Annotated in this window: 19 protein-coding genes; 14 read left to right on the forward strand and 5 right to left on the reverse strand. The window is 41.0% G+C overall.

The window, feature by feature from the left end; all coding sequences use genetic code 11:
* Positions 1 to 345: 345 nt before the first annotated feature.
* Positions 346 to 1,785 (reverse strand): aldehyde dehydrogenase, encoded by a 1,440-nt coding sequence (aldA, locus tag NIE32_RS08510; protein ID WP_253054814.1) that lies wholly within the window; start codon positions 1,783 to 1,785, stop codon positions 346 to 348.
* Positions 1,786 to 2,053: 268 nt separating this feature from the next.
* On the reverse strand, positions 2,054 to 2,944 hold the full coding sequence (locus NIE32_RS08515) for an SDR family oxidoreductase (protein ID WP_253054816.1): 891 nt from the start codon (positions 2,942 to 2,944) through the stop codon (positions 2,054 to 2,056).
* 259 nt (positions 2,945 to 3,203) lie between these two features.
* On the opposite strand from NIE32_RS08515, the gene NIE32_RS08520 reads away from it, so the two are divergent.
* The 5 genes from NIE32_RS08520 (at position 3,204) to NIE32_RS08540 (ending at position 8,884) form a co-directional block, all read left to right on the forward strand.
* On the forward strand, positions 3,204 to 5,576 hold the full coding sequence (locus NIE32_RS08520; protein ID WP_253054818.1) for a glycosyltransferase: 2,373 nt from the start codon (positions 3,204 to 3,206) through the stop codon (positions 5,574 to 5,576).
* 129 nt (positions 5,577 to 5,705) lie between these two features.
* On the forward strand, positions 5,706 to 6,293 hold the full coding sequence (locus NIE32_RS08525; protein ID WP_253054820.1) for a GNAT family N-acetyltransferase: 588 nt from the start codon (positions 5,706 to 5,708) through the stop codon (positions 6,291 to 6,293).
* 165 nt (positions 6,294 to 6,458) lie between these two features.
* Complete coding sequence (locus tag NIE32_RS08530) at positions 6,459 to 6,752, forward strand: cytochrome c oxidase subunit II (RefSeq protein ID WP_253054822.1); 294 nt, start codon at positions 6,459 to 6,461, stop codon at positions 6,750 to 6,752.
* Between the two features lie 514 nt (positions 6,753 to 7,266).
* Complete coding sequence (locus NIE32_RS08535; RefSeq protein ID WP_253054824.1) at positions 7,267 to 8,250, forward strand: YeiH family protein; 984 nt, start codon at positions 7,267 to 7,269, stop codon at positions 8,248 to 8,250.
* A gap of 115 nt (positions 8,251 to 8,365) precedes the next feature.
* The gene (locus NIE32_RS08540) at positions 8,366 to 8,884 is read left to right on the forward strand and encodes a hypothetical protein (RefSeq protein WP_253054826.1); all 519 of its coding nucleotides are present in this window, start codon (positions 8,366 to 8,368) and stop codon (positions 8,882 to 8,884) included.
* A 53-nt stretch (positions 8,885 to 8,937) separates the two neighbouring features.
* Here the strand turns inward: NIE32_RS08540 and NIE32_RS08545 are convergent, their stop codons facing one another.
* Positions 8,938 to 9,255, reverse strand: coding sequence for a GNAT family N-acetyltransferase (locus NIE32_RS08545; protein WP_354327254.1), 318 nt, complete (start codon positions 9,253 to 9,255; stop codon positions 8,938 to 8,940).
* Positions 9,256 to 9,457: 202 nt separating this feature from the next.
* On the opposite strand from NIE32_RS08545, the gene NIE32_RS08550 reads away from it, so the two are divergent.
* From NIE32_RS08550 to NIE32_RS08560, 3 genes are all read left to right on the forward strand, one after another.
* Complete coding sequence (locus NIE32_RS08550; protein WP_253054830.1) at positions 9,458 to 9,835, forward strand: hypothetical protein; 378 nt, start codon at positions 9,458 to 9,460, stop codon at positions 9,833 to 9,835.
* Positions 9,836 to 10,216: 381 nt separating this feature from the next.
* Positions 10,217 to 11,767 (forward strand): amidase family protein, encoded by a 1,551-nt coding sequence (locus tag NIE32_RS08555; RefSeq protein WP_253054832.1) that lies wholly within the window; start codon positions 10,217 to 10,219, stop codon positions 11,765 to 11,767.
* Positions 11,768 to 11,882: 115 nt separating this feature from the next.
* On the forward strand, positions 11,883 to 12,323 hold the full coding sequence (locus NIE32_RS08560; RefSeq protein WP_253054834.1) for a ferritin family protein: 441 nt from the start codon (positions 11,883 to 11,885) through the stop codon (positions 12,321 to 12,323).
* A 197-nt stretch (positions 12,324 to 12,520) separates the two neighbouring features.
* Here NIE32_RS08560 and rarD read toward each other — a convergent pair whose 3' ends face one another.
* A complete protein-coding gene (rarD, locus tag NIE32_RS08565) occupies positions 12,521 to 13,468 on the reverse strand; it encodes an EamA family transporter RarD (RefSeq protein ID WP_253054836.1) in 948 nt (315 codons plus the stop codon).
* Between the two features lie 86 nt (positions 13,469 to 13,554).
* The gene (locus tag NIE32_RS08570; protein WP_253054838.1) at positions 13,555 to 14,526 is read right to left on the reverse strand and encodes a YitT family protein; all 972 of its coding nucleotides are present in this window, start codon (positions 14,524 to 14,526) and stop codon (positions 13,555 to 13,557) included.
* Between the two features lie 219 nt (positions 14,527 to 14,745).
* On the opposite strand from NIE32_RS08570, the gene NIE32_RS08575 reads away from it, so the two are divergent.
* The 6 genes from NIE32_RS08575 (at position 14,746) to NIE32_RS08600 (ending at position 19,450) form a co-directional block, all read left to right on the forward strand.
* Positions 14,746 to 15,090: a nucleotide pyrophosphohydrolase gene (locus tag NIE32_RS08575; protein WP_290443537.1), complete on the forward strand. Its 345-nt coding sequence runs from the start codon at positions 14,746 to 14,748 to the stop codon at positions 15,088 to 15,090.
* The gene (gene dapB, locus NIE32_RS08580; RefSeq protein WP_253054842.1) at positions 15,090 to 15,899 is read left to right on the forward strand and encodes a 4-hydroxy-tetrahydrodipicolinate reductase; all 810 of its coding nucleotides are present in this window, start codon (positions 15,090 to 15,092) and stop codon (positions 15,897 to 15,899) included. Before NIE32_RS08575 ends, dapB begins: the two co-directional genes overlap by 1 nt.
* A gap of 28 nt (positions 15,900 to 15,927) precedes the next feature.
* Complete coding sequence (locus NIE32_RS08585; RefSeq protein WP_253054844.1) at positions 15,928 to 16,344, forward strand: methylglyoxal synthase; 417 nt, start codon at positions 15,928 to 15,930, stop codon at positions 16,342 to 16,344.
* Between the two features lie 45 nt (positions 16,345 to 16,389).
* A complete protein-coding gene (locus NIE32_RS08590) occupies positions 16,390 to 17,604 on the forward strand; it encodes a CCA tRNA nucleotidyltransferase (RefSeq protein ID WP_253054846.1) in 1,215 nt (404 codons plus the stop codon).
* Positions 17,562 to 18,560 carry a biotin--[acetyl-CoA-carboxylase] ligase gene (locus NIE32_RS08595; protein ID WP_253054848.1) on the forward strand — a complete coding sequence of 333 codons (999 nt, stop codon included), beginning with the start codon at positions 17,562 to 17,564 and terminating at the stop codon, positions 18,558 to 18,560. Before NIE32_RS08590 ends, NIE32_RS08595 begins: the two co-directional genes overlap by 43 nt.
* A 398-nt stretch (positions 18,561 to 18,958) precedes the next feature.
* Positions 18,959 to 19,450, forward strand: a complete 492-nt coding sequence (locus tag NIE32_RS08600) for a peptidase M4 (protein WP_253054850.1) — start codon at positions 18,959 to 18,961, stop codon at positions 19,448 to 19,450.
* Positions 19,451 to 19,455 lie beyond the last annotated feature (5 nt).

Raw genomic sequence — 19,455 nt, forward strand, 5'->3', positions numbered from 1 at the left:
CAGAAACAAGCGTTTCTCGAATAACATCGAGAGACGCTTGTTTTTTTTTATGCTTACGGATCTGAAAATCCAGAGAACAACTGATAAAACTGTGAAGTCACATATGCCTCATTTCGCATTTTGTGAATTTCTTAGTTGATCTCAGATAAAACGCTCAATTAATAAAGCTAGAGTAAAAACAGACTACTCAACGAGTTGAATTTAACCTGATGAATGATATTTTCAACAATATAAAAACCGCTTATCTATTTATTAGAAGATGAGCGGCTTAAAACAGAAGATTAGTATTTTTGAAAAAATAGCTAGCTTTTGTTATTTAAGATCACAGTACATGAATAAGTATTTTTATTTAGAAGTTTCAAGGTATACAACATGGGTCTGCAGGTATTCTTCGAGCCCGTGTTTTCCATCAGCACCGCCAATTCCGGATTTCTTGGCCCCAGCATGAAATCCTTGCATTGCTTCGAAGTGTTCACGGTTAATATAAGTTTCACCGAATTCCAAGCGACGAATCGCGTAGAAGGCGTTTTCAAGATTAGTTGTGAAAATAGATGAGGTTAACCCGAATTCAGAATCATTGGCGAGTGCAATTGCTTCGTCTAAAGTTTCGAATTCAGCAATTGGGATTACGGGACCAAAGGTTTCTTCATGCATGATGTCACAATCATTCGTAACGTTCGTAAGAACTGTTGGCTCAAAGAAGTAACCTTTGTCGTATGCTCTGTGACCGCCGTAGGCAAGGGTAGCACCTTGAGCAACTGCTTTTTCTACTTTTTTGGTAACACTGTTTAGGGCGCTTTCTTCGATCAGCGGCCCCATGTCGAGCTCCTCTACTTCTCCTGTATTTCCATACTTTACGGCCTTCATCGTAGCGATAAGTTTGCTCGTAAATGCTTCTTTGATTTCGCTCTGGACATAGACACGCTCGGCACAATTGCATACTTGGCCAGTATTAATAACCCGAGAATCAACAATGGCTTTAACAGCAAGATCGATGTCGGCATCATTCATTACAATGGCTGGTGCTTTACCGCCGAGTTCAAGTGAGACTTTTGTGATATTCTTAGCTGCTGTTTCCATAATCTTTTGACCAGCGGGCACACTTCCCGTTAGACTGACAAGGCCAACTTTACTACTGGCGGCGAGTGCTTGACCGACTACTGAACCTCGACCTGTCACTACGTTAAAGACTCCTTTGGGTAGTCCGACTTCTTGAACGATTTGTGCGAAAACATAAGCATTTTCAGGTGTTTGTTGACTTGGCTTAATAACAATCGTATTGCCCGTAATCAATGCAGGACCGGCTTTTCGCGCAATAAGGAAGAAAGGAAAATTCCAAGGTAGGATACCGGCTGTCACACCGATTGGTTTCTTAAAGAGAAGGATATTTTCATTCGGACGATCACTCTGAATGATTTCGCCTTCGTAGCGCCGTGCCCATTCAGCTGTATAGTCAAGATAATCAGCGGTAAAAAGGACTTCTGTTTTGGCGAGTGCTCGTGTCTTGCCGCCTTCCTTAATAATGATATCGGTTAATTCTAATTCGCGTTCACGAATACCATCGGCAATCTTGTGCAGATAAACGCCACGTTCAACAGCGGGGGTTTGCTCCCAATTCTTTTGCGCAGCATAAGCTGCTTCAATCGCGCTTTCAGTGTCCGCTTCATTGCTATCCGGAATACGTGAGACCACTTCTTCTGTTGCCGGATTCACTACGTCAATCCATTTGTCGCTGCTGCTCGTTACAAAAGTACCGTTAATAAATAATGATAAGTCTTTAACCATAGCTTCATCGAGACCTCCTTTTGCTTTAAAAAACATAAGAAATAATTGTAAGAGCTTACATTCTAAAAATTAACATAGGTACACGATATGTTCAAATTATATGATCAAGAATGACAATAATTTTGGAGACAAAGAAATTTATCTAATACGAAATAATAATCTATATAAAACCCCCTAAAGTTGAATTTTGTCGTCCAACTTTAGGGGGTAGTTCACCCATTACAGGTAGGTGCACCATTAATCATAAATCTAATCTTATTGTGATTCATCATGCAATGGGAAGTCCACCGGTGATGCCATAAATTTGGCCGGTGATGTAGCTGGACTCGTTTGAAGCGAGTAGAACATAAACACCAGCTAATTCAGCTGGTTGACCGGCACGCTTAAAAGGTACGGATTGCCCAAAATTTGGAATTTGTCCCGGAAGCTGACCTCCACAAACTTGAAGAGGTGTCCAAATCGGTCCAGGAGCAACAGAATTGACGCGAATCCCTTGCGATATCAGTTGTTTGGCTAACCCTTTCGTAAATGCAACAATGGCGCTTTTAGTTGGGGAATACGCGAGTAGATCAGGACTCGGACTATAGGCTTGAACGGAACTGGTTGTGATGATTGAGGCACCTTTTGGCAAATAGGGTAACGCTGCTTTGACCGTCCAATAAAGTGAGAAGACGTTAACCGCGAAGATTTTGTGCAAGAAAGTAGTTGGAATATCTGTGATGCTCTTGTAGGCATGTTGCACACCGGCAACGAGTGCTAGAATGTCCAAACCGCCAAGTTCTTGATTTGCTTGGTCGACCATTTGTTCGCAAAAAGCCTCGTCACTTAAATCACCGGGGATGAGTAATGCTTTTCGTCCAGCATCTTCAATTAATTTCTTTACTTCCTCAGCATCGGATTGCTCATAGGGGAGGTAGTTGATTGCAACATCAGCACCTTCACGAGCATAAGCAATGGCGGCGGCACGGGCAATTCCCGAATCACCTCCGGTTATAAGTGCTTTTCTACCCAACAACTTTCCAGAACCTTTGTATGTGTCCTCGCCGCAATTTGGAATGGGTGTCATGCGGGATTGTAAACCAGGGTACGGTTGCTCTTGATTAGGGTACGAACCGGATGTGTATTCCTTAGTTGGATCTTCAACAGTTGTCTGAATCATGATTTTTCTCCTTTTAATTGTTGGTTTATTAATTTGAAGCAAATAAAGCAGTGGGAGCAGAGGCAAGCTTATGGTTCAGCTCTATTTAGAATGCGTCAACTGATGGATTTTATCACGGATACTTACCCTAACTTAAGTCCTAATAATAGTTATTTCTTATATTAGTTCCATAGTCACAATAGTAACTAAAGTGGCTGAATCAATATCAATCGGTGCTATAATGTTTTCTTAAGCAATGCTTTGAAGAAAGGTGAACAGCATGCAAATCATCTATGCAGAACTCATCATTAGCCTAATCATTATTGTCTTTACACTTAGTTATATCAAAGAAAATATTTTTACCAAACCGCTCATTATTCTTTGCTGTATATCTAATGTTGTCTATATTATTTGGCGTATCTTTTTTACTTTTCCGGAACACGGTTGGGTCAATTGGATCGCCGGATTTATGCTCTTGCTCACCGAGTGTATCGGGTTTTTGCAAATGGTTATCTTTTATACACTAGTCTGGAACCCAGTGCGAGAGTCTAAAGTACCTTTGGAACAGCTTGATCACATTCCTACAGTGGATTTATTTATCGCAACTTATAATGAACCCGTGTCTATCTTGAAAAAGACACTGGCTGGGTGTAAAAATATTGATTATCCGAAAGATCGGACTCAGATTTATTTATGTGATGACGGAGATCGCGTTGAGGTCAAAAAACTCGCGGAACAATTTGGTGCGCTACATTGTACAAGAGAGGATCATATGCATGCTAAGGCAGGTAACCTAAATCATGCTTTGAAGCATTCAACTGGTGAATTTATTGCTATTTTTGATGCAGATATGGTACCACTGAAGGCTTTTCTCACTCGGACAATTGGACTTTTCAAGGATCCAAAGGTCGCTTTTGTACAAACACCACAGGCTTTTTACAATGATGATCCTTATCAATACAATACATTTTCTGCGGAAGCGATACCGAATGAACAGGACTTTTTCATGAGAACACTGCAGGCGGGAAAGGCGAGATTCAATGCGGTGATGTTTGTCGGGAGTAATGCTATATTTAGAAGAACTGTTCTCGATGAAATTGGCGGATTCGCAACGGGTGTGATCACAGAGGATATGGCTACGGGAATGATCATCCAATCAAAGGGTTACAAGACGCTTTCTGTCAGTGATGTACTAGCAATGGGGCTTGCACCTGAATCTTGGGGGGACATGCTGAAACAAAGGGACCGCTGGTGCCGTGGAAACATTCAATGTGCTAAAAAGTGGAATCCTCTTACAATGCCTGGATTATCTATTATGCAGCGTATTTTGTATTTGGATGGTTTAATTTATTGGTTTTTTGGTTTGTTTAAAATGATTTATATTCTCGCGCCGCTAGCCTTTGTTCTTCTCGGAATTTACTCGTTGAATACTGATCTCATCAGCATTCTTGAATTCTGGCTGCCGTCGTTTCTCGGAAGTTTTCTTTCCTTCAAAATCGTATCGAAAGGCAAACGTAGCTTAATTTGGAGTCATATATATGATACTTCGATGGCGCCACGTCTGACGATATCTGCGCTCACGGAGCTATTTGGCCTCAAACAATTAAATTTTAAAGTAACACCAAAAGGGGCTACTTCAGGTAAGCGAGAATTCCATCTAGCAAGTGTCCTGCCTCACATCGTTCTCGTTGGTCTTACATTATTGGCTTTTATTGAAGTAGGTGTTGATAACTTTGTTTTTCATATCAATAATATGACACTCTTTGGCATGAATATACTGTGGGCAATCTATAATCTACTTGGTTTGCTTATGGCATTGGTGGTTGCTTTTAATCAACCAAGACACCGGAGTACCGAACGCTTTCCAATCAATCGTGACGAGCACATACAGTTTATTAATCAGGGTCGGGAGGTCACAGCACCGACTAAGATTGTTGATATGAGCGACAGGGGCGCTCGATTAAGGATTGATAAAAGCAGAATGGAGAGGAATATATCCTTTGAGCAGCTAACATTGCAAATTGAAAAGCTGGAACCGATTAAGGGTCACCGGGTATGGATTGCTGAGACAAAAGAGGAATTGACGATCGGATTGCAGTTTGATGACGTTTCACCGCAGCAGTATACAGAAATAATTGATTATCTTTTTAATGAGAATGAATCGAAACGAACAAGTTTTGAATCGAGACGCTCACACTACCTGGCAACCTCTACGCGGTTTATGAGGCATGGGTTTAAGAAAAGAGAGCCCTTACAGCGTCAAGATTCTCGGCATCATATCGATGAACCGGCCTATCTCATGATACTTCCTGATGAACGTATCCATTTAGCAGCATTGGAAGCGGCAGCTGCATTATCAGAGAAAGAGGAAGACTATGTTCGGAATAGCCAACCCTTTGAAAAACAGGTACATCTGGTCGATCTCAGCCTTACCGGATGCCAAATTATATGTTCATTTCCAATGAATCAGAAGGCGCGCGTGATCATACGTTCCAATCAAGCAAAAATGAATCGACGAGAAGCTGAAGTGGTCTGGTCAACACGAAAACGCGGAAACTATTTAACCGGACTTCGCTTCGTTAGCGAAAAGGATCAGGCAGAATTAAACCACAATCGAACCCAATACAGTGCTGGGAGAAATCTATTTTCTTAAAATGGATCGAGAAAAAGCTGAATTATTGAGCAGAAGTGAGCAGGTTCTCTACGCGATCTAAGTGGCTCTTAAGTGATGGGATCAAAGGGAAAGTTTCGGTTTTGATTCGGGTAAACTGGAGGAAATCAAATGCTTGTTTATGAAAATGAGGAAAAAAATAGTAAAGCTTACAGTCTAGATGAGGAGCATTGGCATGATTTCACCCAACTTTTTGGTGAAAGAGGTGCATGCGGGGGGTGTTGGTGTATGAGCTGGCGCTTAAGGAAAGCTGAGTTTGACGCGCAGAAAGGAGAAACGAACAAGGAAGCAATGCATGAACTTGTGAAAAGTGGAAAACCGATTGGTGTCTTGATGTATGTTGATGATGTACCGGCTGGTTGGTGTGCAGTCGCTCCACGAGACGAGTACCTTCGATTGGAGAAATCTCGGGTATTCAGTCGAATTGATGATCAACCGGTCTGGTCAATCAGTTGTTTCTTCATCGCCAAACCGAACCGAAGACAAGGCATGTCCTCGGAGCTGATTCAAGCAGCGATTTCTTTCTGTAAATATCACAAAGCGACGGTTATCGAAGCCTATCCGGAATTGCCGTACAATGCTGATGTTCCTGGTGCTTTTTTATGGAAAGGCATTCCATCGGTCTTCGAAAAAGCGGGCTTTGTGGAAACCGTGCGACGATCAAAATGGAAACGAATGATGAGGTATCAGATTCAATAAGGCTCATAAAATGAGAACAGGCACTTATTATCAAAGTCTAGAATTTTCATCGATCGGAAATAACCACATGATGAATTCATTTTTGATGCTCTTTGGAAAGGATTCTCTAGTTCTACTCATTGAAATATTATTTCCAAATAAACACCATTGAAAGAAGTGAGTCATTTGCGTAAAGGATCGGTGCAACAGTATCAAATGATCGGATTTATTGTGATCTTTGGCTTAATTCTTTCTTCATTGCTCACCTGGATCTATCATTTCATTCATCTATCTATTGGCGTTATTGGATTTGTATTGCTATTTATTGCCGTGCAGCTTGCAATATATATGGTTTACCGAAATAAATGGCAATTTCGCAGATTTTATTCTGGTTGGCAGCGGCAGAAACTTTCGCACCAAGTGACATGGTTGATCATTACTTTAATCATTGTATTGTTCATTATTGCGCCAATGTTTTGATAAAACACGAGTTCATTATTCCATAATAAACACAAAAAGGTCATGAGGAGGTGACCTTTTTGTGATAGGTGAAAGAAGAAGGAATGCATAAAAATTTTCGATTTTCGAAAATACGATTAATGAGGCGCAACAATCGCTCGGATATGATAAAGTGTTTCTCGTCGGATCTTTATACGTTATCGGTATTCTTTTCTTTTTATTTGCAAGTGACAGGCGTTTTTAACGCGAGAGTCGATCTTAACTTGGATCTTTACATGGATTTTTCCATTGAATTGAATGATCTCTACCGAGCGTAAGTATTACTAATCAGTGAACATAACAAGATTCACCTTTTCTCAAAGAACCTTGAACTGTATAATCAATCACAGGATGAGAGAACCATTATCTATACAGAATATAAATTATGTAAACACTATACAAAAATCTATGCTTACTCTATAGATAAGTTGATTCATTCCGTTACTAAATACATACAAAGGACTTCATTGTTACTTAATGATCAGGAGGAGAATTTGTGTTAACGTTAAAAACTAGATTTCCAGGTATTATCCTCGCAGCAGTTTTAGCTTTTCCCGCATGGCTGATTGGTCTCTATTTTCCGATTATCGGTAGCCCGGTGTTGGGAATATTATTTGGCTTAATTCTTTCATTTTGGTCTCGACCTGCCGTACTGAACGCTGGTATCGTCTTCACAGGAAAAAAGATTCTCCAGTATTCGATTATTTTAATGGGCTTTGGTCTGAATCTATTTAACATCATTCGTGCAGGTAGCCAGACGTTGCTGTTAATGATTTTTACTTTAACCGCAACATTTGTGACAGCCTATCTCGTTGGGAAATGGCTCAAGATACAGAACCGTACAACAACATTGATCGGCGTGGGCACTGCAATATGTGGCGGGTCAGCAATCGCAGCAACTGCGCCCATCATTAAAGCAAAGGATGAAGAGGTTGCGCACGCAATTTCAACCATTTTCCTATTTAATGTGATTGCCGCATTCTTATTTCCTTTTCTTGGCCATGTATTTGGCATGAGCGATCATCAATTTGGTTTGTGGGCCGGTACGGCAATTAATGATACATCATCCGTTGTTGCAGCGGGATACTCATTCAGCCATGACGCGGGGAACCTCGCAGTGATTGTCAAATTGACAAGAACTTTGATGATTATTCCGGTCACACTTGCTCTTTCTTTTCTATTTTTGGGTAAAGGGAAAGAACAAGCAAATACGTATCACTTCTCTAAGATATTCCCTTGGTTTGTGATCTGGTTTGCCGTGGCTTCGGTCATTAGTACGTTTGTTCCTCTACCCCAGGTCCTCATCACATTTTTGGTGAATGTTGGGAAATACATGATTGTAATGGCAATGGTCTGTATCGGATTGAACACAAATCTCATCAAACTCTTGAGAAACGGCATACGTCCAATCGTGCTCGGATTGATTTGCTGGTTTGTGCTGGCAGTTGTCTCGATTCTTGTCCAATATTGGGTACTTTAATGAAATGGCGTCGATTAATTTTTTGATCGTGAAGTGACTTTGAGATAGGAATTTCTCGGTGTGCTGTCTAACTTTATATGTAGCATATACTTATAAAGATTCGGAGTGTGAAACCATGCGCGCAGACAATGAAACAATCGGTTATTTTACTAAACTGGCTGCTGAGAAACTCAATGTTACAAAAAGTAGACTAAGACATTTAACCATGGCGCTTGAGAAAAATGGGTATCGTTTCACAAGAAATAAAAGCAATCAACGGATTTTCTTTCAAGAAGACATGGAGACGATCAGCCAATTACTCGACAAGGTAAAGAGTGGTTTTACCATTGATGAAGCCTCAAAAACAATTTGCAGGAAAACGGATCTTGATCACTTGCCGGCATCTACCGAATATGGCGTAGTCATTTCTGGAAATGAAGTGTCCATAGCAACTGAACAACTCCGATCTATGGTCGAACAAGTTGCAGCTTCTGCTGCGCAGCAAGCTGCTGACCAAGTAGCGCAAAGATTCACTACAGAATTTGAACGGCGCATCGAATTGCGCGATAAGCAGTTGATGGTTCATTTAAGAGAAGTCACCGAAGCAAAAAAACGACGTAAAGGAATTGTCTTCAGATTATTCGGTGCTAAATGAGCAACAGTAGAAAAACCAGACGTAGAATCATGATCTACATCTGGTTTTTCAATTTATAAAGGTTTGTACTTATAATGCTGATACTCTTTTTTTCGCTCAAAAAGTACTTTAGCGTAGGAACATACTGGGAGAATTGATAAATTCTCTTTTTCAGCCAAATTAACCACTGCTTGAATTAATTGCTGGGCAATGTGCTTACCACGATAGTTTGGATCAACGAACGTGTGGTCAATACTAATCACTGAGGGTCCTTGTTCTGAAAAAGTTACTTCGCCAATCTCTTTTTTTTGATCATCAAGAATATAGAAACGATTGTTTCCTTGTTTCAGTTCCATCAAAACCCTTCTTTCACTTTTTAAAGTTTGTTTCATCCTGTCTTTACTTCTCCATAATATCGGATATTCCTTTAAAAGTGGGGATTAACCTGTTAACAGGCTCTGATTGATTGAACGAATAAGTTTATAGTGCCTTGAAAAATATATGTTTGCACCAGATATTTTGTCCATAACCAAAAGGCGGCATCCACATACCTTGTTAATGTAAGACCAATACAGAGAACAAGGAGGAGTTTAGATGGGTTGGAATGACTTTGTTTATGGTCCGCAATCCGGAGGCTCTGGCTGTGGGTGTGGTTACAATAATACCGGTAATTATGGAAATGGTAACTACAATAATAACAATTACGGCAACCAGAGTGATTACGGAAATCGTTGCGACGGTCGGGATTTGTTGAAAGGGATCTCAAAGAACGACTTTATTAAAGTATTTATTAAGAACTCAAGACCGGTGACCGGTTTCTTTGCCGGTGTTTCGAGAAATATACTGACGCTCTTCAATTGTGAGAAACATAGCGTTTCTACAATTGACATCTGTCTTGAAGATGTAGTAGCGATTAAATCGTTTGGTGAACGCTTCGATGATGATAAGCGTCATGATGATTGCGACTGCTGATGCATAATCGTTGATTTACTTTGAACACGATGACGAGATATGAACTTAAGGACATTCCTTAAGTTCTTTTTTTTATAGTATTCAAAGAGTGAAAGGTTGGTCCAATTTTTAAGAAAATTAGTTTATTTGTAAATGGTATAGATCCAATCCAGGCAGAAACAGTATTTCATACATAAATGGTTCTATCTCATCAAAATAATTTCAGTACATAAACATGCAATCGGGGTTCCAACCCTGTGTGGATTCACTAATTCGACAAGGATTGTGCAGGGAAGAGCAAAACCGTGACTATTTGCATGTTTTTCATTGAAACGGTAAGATTAGATTAAATTTAAAGACACTATTTAATTCGTTCTGATCTTAATCAATGGAGTGAACCCTATGTCTAAAAAGAGAAAATTCGCGTTTGCGGCTGCTCTTACTGGAGCGGCTGCGGCTGCACTGACTGCAGGGATGTATATTCGTCAGGAAGCAGCGAAACGCAAGCCTTTTGAAATTGAAGAAATGACAATTAGTGGAATCCAGAAAGCTCTGAAACTTGGACAAATTACCTCGAAAGATCTTGTTCAGATGTACCTAGATCGGATCGAGCAATTTGATAAGAATGGACCTAAGTTGAATGCCGTGCTTGAATTGAATCCTGATGCACTTCATGAAGCTGAATCATGTGATGTACGACGTTCAGTCACACCGGATGTTGGTCCATTATTCGGAATTCCTGTCATCGTCAAAGATAATATTAATACATCTGGAAACATGCATACAACTGCTGGATCTATCGCGCTTGCGAATCACAAGTCAGTAGAAGATGCGTTTGTTGTCAAGAAGTTAAAACAAGCAGGTGCCATTATTATTGGAAAAGCTAACCTCACGGAATTTGCCAACTTTATGACGGAAGGTATGCCAAATGGCTACAGCTCGCTCGGAGGTCAAGTTCTCAATCCGTATGGAGCAAGCTTTGATGTTGGAGGATCGAGCAGCGGTACAGCTGCAGCTGTTGCAGCCAACTTGGCAACTGTAGGCATTGGTACCGAAACTTCTGGTTCAATAATTTGTCCGGCTGCGTACAATTCAGTCGTTGGTATTAAGCCGACGGTCGGAGTTGCAAGCCGTAGTGGCATTGTTCCCATTGCGCATAGTCAGGACACTGCAGGGCCAATCGCACGAACTGTACAAGATGCGGTGATTTTACTTAACGCAATGACCGGAATGGACGAGGATGATGAAGAGACGATCTGGAGCCAGGGGGATGTGGAGAAAGACTATACCATTTACTTGAAACGTGGGGAACTAAAAAATGCGCGACTTGGGATCGATCGCCGTTATTTGGACTCAGTAAGTGATGAAAAAGCCACAATTATTAATCAGGCGCTGGATCTAATGCGTGATAAAGGTGCTGTGATTGTTGATCCAGCAATCATACCATCTACGGATACACTTGAAGAACGTGAGTCATCTGTGATGATCCAAGAGTTCTCGTACGATCTAAATCAATATCTTGAAAAATTGCCAAACGAAGTACCAGTTCACAGTATTTCTGAATTAATTGATTTTAATAAAGAACATCCAGACAAAGCTTTAAAATATGGTCAAACACGACTTGAAAAAGCGGAAAAACTATCCGGTGATTTGGGAAACCGTCAATACTTGGCAGATCGTGCAGAAGATTTGAGATTATCACGTAAAGAAGGTATTGATGCCGTCATGAAATCGCGAAAACTTGATGCACTGATCTTCGCAGATTACCAAGGATCGGATATTGCTGCTAAAGCTGGATATCCATCAATTACGATTCCTGCAGGTTATACGCGTGATGGGGAACCAATCGGAATTACATTCGTCGGTTTAGCATTTAGTGAACCGCGTTTAATTGCACTCGCCTATTCCTTTGAACAAGCGACGCAACATCGCAAAAAGCCCGAATTATTATAAGCAGTCTCTGTCAAAATAAGTACTCCAGCCTTTGTGCCTGATTCTAACAAATTGGGCACTTTTTTTTATTTCGAGAATACATATATAGGAGAAATGAACTAAGGAGGCTGATCGTATGAGAGAAATGGACAAAGAACAGACTCCACAGATCACGAATGAGGTAATGTGTGATCGGCTTCGGTATGCGATTCTACTCGAACGCCAATCATTGTGCTGCATTGAGGTGTTAATGAGTCAGGCAAAAACAGAAAGGGAACGTCACAAGATTGCTGAAATCCGCGAAGATGAGGTGAGGCATGAACAACACTTTCTCGCCCTCTATCAGGAGTTATCTGGGAACAATGAACGTCCGCCTGACGTCAAGTTCGTTTGTCCGAGCAGCTATCTAGAAGGACTTCGTCGCGAGATTGAGCAGCAGCAAGGGGCGGGAGATTTCTATTTGAAATCAGGAGACACAGCATCTGAAGAACGCGTCAAAACCTGTTTTTATCGAATAGCTCAAGATGAGCAGCAGCATTCTGTTTGGTTTCTCTATTTTTACACCTTATACAAATAACACTGATGTATTACGGCGGCGATCCGTAGCCTCCTCAAACAACCAGTGATCTGCGTGAGCCCACTTGTTTGACGGTTTCCGCAAGAGTCTCGCACTGCATATTCGGTAACATAACTTTGTTTCGTCAAAATTATATACTTTCTTCACTTGTAATAAAAAGGCATGCATGGAAAACCATGCATGCCTTCTCATTTACATTAATGGTGTTTTGATTCAGCTGTCCGTAACAAGACTGGATGATCTCTATTAAACAGAGTTGCTGACAAAGTGAAGATAACCAAAGCAACCCAAATGAACGAGAACGCAATCAGTTGTACGACATGGAATGGTTCTCGATAAATCGTAATACCAATGAGTAGCTGTAACGTCGGTGCGACGTATTGAAAAAATCCGATCATTGTTAGTGATATACGCTGTGCACCTTCAGCGAAGAAGAGAAGCGGTACCGCTGTGACAACACCGGTACCAATAAGTAGTAAATTGATCAGCCAAGAACTGTGGCCAAATGCAGCAACCCCTGTTTGTTGTAAATAGAGTAAGTAAAAAAGTGCAGCAGGCACAATTAATAGGGTTTCTAATGTTAATTCAAGCGAAGGCTCAATATGGATCAATTTCTTTGCCAAACCATAGAAGCCAAACGTCAGTGCAAGCATTAACGCAATCCAAGGGAAATGGCCGTAATTTACTGTTTCAATTAAGACACCCATGGCGGCAAGTAGAAAAGCAACGAATTGCCAAATCGTCAGTTTCTCCTTTAAAAAAATAATTCCGAGTAAAATGCTGATCAGCGGATTAATATAATACCCCATGCTCGATTCAATCACATGTCCATTATTTACTGCCCATATGTAAATAAGCCAGTTCACGGTAATTAAGACTGATGCGATGAAAACACAGAATAGGAGCTTGGGTTTGGCAATTAATTCTTTTAACTGTTTGAGAAATTTTCCAAACGTTCTCGTTACAGCAAGCAATCCAAGCATTAGAATTAACGACCAAAAAATTCGGTGGGCAAGAATCTCTAATGCAGAAATCTGATGAATGAGCATCCAATAAAGCGGAAATAATCCCCACATAAAATATGCGGATAGGGAATAGATCGCGCCAATCTTTGTTTCTCGATTGATCATTGTAGTGTTAAGCATGAAGCCGAAGCTAATGCCGAACCTTCACTTCCTTTCCATGAACGGAATTTTTCATCATGTGAATAATCTTTTTGCATATCTGACCATTATTGTAGAGGTTTTTTGGTTGAATGACTAGATAAATGTTTAGAGGGCAGGACCTCAGATGATTCTTTATGAATGTTCTTCTCCTGACTGATCTGTTTTGTTTTCCGATCAGTTGTCTCAATTTCATTTGCTGCAAAGCCTTCTCCAAATACTTCATGAACATCATTGACTGTAACAAAGGCATCCGGATCGACTTCATGAATTAAGCTTTTCAGGCGAAACACTTCGTTGCTGCTAACCACGCAATACAGGACATTCATTTTTCTTCCTGTGTAGCCTCCATGACCATCCATAAGTGTCACACTTCGATCTAATAATTTGATCACTTGTTCGGCAATTTGATCACTTTTTTTTGAAAAAACCATGATCGCTTTTGCAGAATAGGCGCCTTTTTGAATAATATCAATCATTTTCGCGCCAACAAACACGCCAACCAGCGTATACATCATCTGACGGTAATCCAAGTAAATAATTGATAATACAATGACGGCTGCATCAATAATCAGCATGGTCTTGCTCATTGCCCAGCCATATTTTTTGTGCGTAATCCTGGCAACGATATCCGATCCACCGGTTGTTCCCCCGTATCGAAAGATAATGCCCAGTCCCCCGCCAATAAAAACTCCGGCAAACAAAGCAGCAAGAAACAAATCATGTTTCAGTGAAAAATCAAAAGTCATCCAATGTTGGAAAATATAAAGAAATATGGAAAGAGAGAAGGTGCCAATCAAAGTATAGATAAACTCATTGCGCCTGAAAAACCGCCATCCAGCAAAAAAGAGGGGAATATTAAGCACAATGTTGCTGATTGCGGGATCAATTGAGAATAAATTGTAAAGGATCAGTGTAATCCCCGTAACCCCACCCTCTGCAAGCATATTTTTCATATTAAAGTTGACAAGTCCAAAAGCATAAATAGCAGCTCCGAGTAAAATAAACAGTATGTTTTTTGTTTTTAAATTTAATTTCATTGGTGTACAACAACCTTTCCCATTCAAGTCGCAATCTATATCATACGGTTAACTGTCCAATCCTTCAATAAAAGATCTCATAATTTCCCATTATTTCTTTTATCCCTTTTTTTCATAAGTTACAAATTGAGTAAAAAAAACAGGATCATTTTTCCCATTGCCCTTTGGCAAGCGGTCTTTTTTTCGCTAAAATAGGGAAGAGAAGCAGAGGTGATAGTTTTGGAACAAAGAACATTGGATCAATTTCAGAAAGATGTTGATGCATATATTGGGCAATTTAAGGAGGGCTACTTTTCTCCGCTTGCCCTAACCGCACGATTAACCGAGGAGCTTGGTGAACTTGCTCGAGAGATTAATCATTATTATGGTGAAAAGCAGAAAAAGCCTACCGAGGCCGAGAAAACAGTAGAAGAGGAACTTGGGGATCTCCTTTTCGTAGTCATCTGTATGGCGAACAGCTTACATATTGATTTGGGACAGGGACTAACAACTGTTCTGGACAAATTTCAAACCCGGGACAAGGACCGGTGGACAAGAAAGACAAGTGAAAGGGTTGAAGACTGATGACAGAAAAAGAACCAATTCGTGTTGTTGTTGCAGGACCAAGAGGGAGAATGGGATCGGAAACAATTCGTATGATTGCTCAATCATCGAATCTCACTTTGGTTGCTGCAGTTGATCACGGACATGATGGTGAACGCATTGAGGACTTGCTTGGCATTAACGGACTATCAGCGCGCATTTATGCGGATATAGATGCCTGCTTCTCGCAAGAACAACCGGATGTCTTAATTGATTTTACGCACCCAGAAGTAGGAAAAAGAAACCTCCAAAAAGCAATTGATTATGGTGTCCGCCCGGTGATCGGTACCTCAGGTTTCTCAAATGAGGAAGTGGAAAACTACCGCAATCAAATGGATGAAAAGAAACTCGGTGGGATTATCGCGCCCAACTTTGCGATTGGTGCTGTACTTGTTATGAAATTCAGCCAAATGGCAGCGAAGTATTTTCCCGATGCGGAAATTATTGAATTGCACCATGATAAAAAGAAAGATGCACCTTCAGGAACAGCCATTAAAACGGCAGAATTGATGACGAAAACACGCCAATCGAAGAAGCAAGGTGCTCCTGATGAAAAAGAAACCTTAGCGGGTGCTCGTGGTGCAGATTTTGACGGCATGCGCATTCACAGTGTTCGTCTACCTGGGTTGATCGCTCATCAAGAAGTTTTATTTGGCGGTAAAGGTGAACTTCTGACTCTTCGCCATGATTCAATGGATCGCACGTCGTTTATGACAGGCGTTCATTATGCAACGAACACGGTTATGAATCTGGATACGCTCGTGTATGGATTAGAGAATATTCTCGACTAAACTACAGTCGTTCATAAGGAGTGATACGATGAAGATTGCATTGATTGCTCATGATAAGAAGAAACCTGAGATGGTTGACTTCGCAATTGCTTATAAGAATGTTTTACAAAACCACAAGTTGTACGCGACAGGGACAACCGGAATGAACGTTATGGAAGCAACCGGTTTATCCGTACACCGTTTTCAATCTGGACCACTTGGCGGTGATCAGCAAATCGGTGCGATGATTGCATCCAATGAAATGGATATGGTCATTTTCCTTCGTGATCCTCTGACCGCACAGCCGCATGAACCGGATGTGAATGCCTTACTCCGTCTAAGCGATGTATACCGAATTCCACTTGCAACCAATCTCGCTTCAGCAGAACTTCTGATGCATGCTTTAAATCGCGGCGAGATGCATTGGCGAGAATTAATTCATGCTCGCAAAAGTAAAGAATCATAATCAAGCGCTATTTAAAAGAAGTAATTGATAAATGGGGTGTACCCTGTGCCTTTTCCATTTCAACAGGCAGCTTTTATTTTAGATAAACTGATGAACCATGGCTTTGATGCCTATATTGTTGGTGGTGCCATACGTGATCATCTACTTGGACGGCCGATCCATGATATTGATGTCGCTACATCGGCTCATCCTGCTGATGTTATGTCCTTATTTAAACGAACGATACCGATTGGTATAGAGCATGGAACAGTAGCTGTCCTATCCGGCGGGCAAGCGTACGAGGTGACCACATACCGTGCAGAGTCGGGTTATGATGATTTTCGCCATCCGAATCAGGTTAGCTTTGATGTTTCATTAGATCAAGATCTGATGCGTCGAGATTTTACCATTAATGCGTTTGCAATGGATCGCTCAGGACAGGTGATCGATTTGTTTGGCGGTAAAGCAGATATTATGCAAAAAAAAATCCGAACGGTTGGTCTCGCGGAGGAGCGTATTTCGGAAGATCCGCTCCGTATCATGCGAGGGATTCGTTTTGCTTCTGAACTCTGTTTTACTTTAGGGCAGAAAGAAGTGACCGCATTTCGGGCGAAATCCGACTTACTTAAACATATTTCGGTCGAGCGGATTAATCAGGAAATGAACCGTCTGCTGGCGGGTAAAGGAGTTCATCAAGCGATTCGAATTCTCGAGAATACGGGTTGCGTTCATGCGCTTCCTTTACTAGAAAATGTTGATCTCAAGAAATTGTATGATGTGGATTTCTCCTTCCTCCAAACATCTGAAGAACGTTGGTCGGCCTTCTTGATTGCTGTTGGGTTACATGATGTGCACGTGTTTGCTCGGGCATGGAAATGGTCAAGAGAATCTGAAAAGAAGGTCTATGAGCTTACAACGCTTTATAACGCACTAAAGAGAAACCCATGGACAGCAGAGTCCGTCTACTTTGCAGGTCTGTCAAACGCATTTGCTGCAAACCGTCTCCTTGCAGCATTTGGAATTTTAACTAATGAATTACTAATGCAATATGATCAGCAGGTTCATTTGCTTTGGCAAGCGAGTACGATCCATACGCGCTCAGACATTGCTGCCACAGGTCATCATTTCATCCAATGGTCCGAAACAAAACCAGGTCCTTGGCTAGCCAAAGTGATCAATACGCTTGAGAAAGAGATCGTAAATGGTCGCGTCACTAATGATTTGGGGGAAATTGAGGCATGGTTCAGAAAATGGCAAATCAGTCAAAAAAAGCAATCTTAATGCTGCTCTACGAACATCAAGATCAATTTCTTTCAGGTCAACGTATTTCAGAATTACTTGGATGCTCGCGTACAGCAGTATGGAAACAAATCAAAGCGCTTATTGACGATGGGTTTCAAATCCAGTCCGTTCAGAAAAAAGGTTATAAATTGCTTTCTTCGCCTGAAGGGTTGAACGAAGCTGCTGTAAAAGCGGGACTAAGAACAAAAAAATTAGGGCAAATGATTTATTTTTTCGATAAAATTGGTTCCACACAAAAAGAGGCGTTGCGGATTGCGGATGAAGGCGCACCGGATGGAACTCTGGTCCTTACAAATGAACAGACACAGGGGCGTGGCCGACTTGGACATACTTGGCAATCACAGCGCGGTACGAATATTGCCATGAGTTTAATCCTAAGGCCGGATCTTCCGATTGATAAAACACCGCAGTTAACTTTACTTACTGCGGTTGCAGCCACAGAAACTATTGAGAAGGTCACCGGACTTAGTTGTGGCATTAAATGGCCAAATGATATTTTATATAAAGGGAAAAAACTAGTCGGAATCCTCACGGAACTTCAAGCAGAATCAACCTATGTTAAGGCTGTGGTCATCGGCATAGGTATCAACGTGAATACTGAACCTGAGGCTATTCAGGAAACAATTAATCAGGTAGCTTCATCCTTGCACGCGATCACAGGTGAGCACTATGCGCTAGCACCTTTCATACAATCATTTTTAGTTCTTTTTGAAAAACTCTATGAACAGTATCTAGAGCGAGGCTTTTCCGCGATCCGGCCGCTGTGGGAACGACGTGCGATCAATCTCGGAAAGCAAATTAAAGTGCGCCAGCCAGGAGGACGTATTCTTGAAGGCGTTGCACGAGGAATCAATGATGATGGGGTATTGTTGCTTGAAAAGGGCGATGGTTCGATAACTCGGGTGTATTCCGCAGATATTGAGTGGGAACCTTAACAAGAAAGTAAAGGCAATACTAAAGAGTTTGCTCTAATAGTTATGCTCGATTGATCCATACTTACTTTAGGCTGTATTTCTTCAAAAGCTGTACTGAACAAAGATGATTAAGTATAACGTTAGGCATCTGCTTTGAGCATGATTTTCCAAAATAAATCTACCCTTGATTTTATTCTTGCATTTCGCTCAGAGAATCGATACGATTAATTTGCTCGTACAACACGAAAAAACCCGAAAAATGGGTTTTTTCGATAATTAGGTCGGGTCAGGAGCCTTTTTCCCTTTTGGGATACTCCTAGTTTTAGCAGAAGAGCGGAATCCATTCCCTCCAGTATTTGTTAGAGGAAACAGCACCGATACTGTTTCTGCAGCATACATAAATTGATTCAGGTGATGTTTTGAGAACAGTTAAAACGTGGTTTTTTACGGTGTTCATTACCGTCATAGTCCTTATTGTTATTGGTTCCTGGTCGTTGTACACAAACAACACCAATTTCCAGAATCAATCTGCCCAAAGCGCTATAAAAAAAGCAAAGAAGTGGTATTCCTTTAATCAAGTGTTATCAGTGACTGCATATCATGGTAGCGATGATTACCAGGTCATAAAAGCAAAGCAGGGTAGGAAGACCATGTATTTCTGGATTCCTGATCGTTTAAAAAAAGCGCCTTATTTTGAACGAGCTGCGAATAAAGGGCTAACTAAAGAACAAGCACTTCAAAAATTAAGTGGCAAAGGGCTGGACGTACAAAAAATTATCTCTGTACGTCTTGGTGCAATTCAGGGTAACCCGGTTTGGGAAATTACTTTTCTGAATTCAAAGCACAAGTATAATTATGTTTCGATCTCTTTTGATAATGGCAAAGAAGCACAACGCATCTTAAACGTGTAATTTAA

The sequence above is a fragment of the Sporolactobacillus kofuensis genome (assembly GCF_024125425.1).
GTDB classification, from domain to species: domain Bacteria; phylum Bacillota; class Bacilli; order Bacillales; family Sporolactobacillaceae; genus Sporolactobacillus; species Sporolactobacillus kofuensis.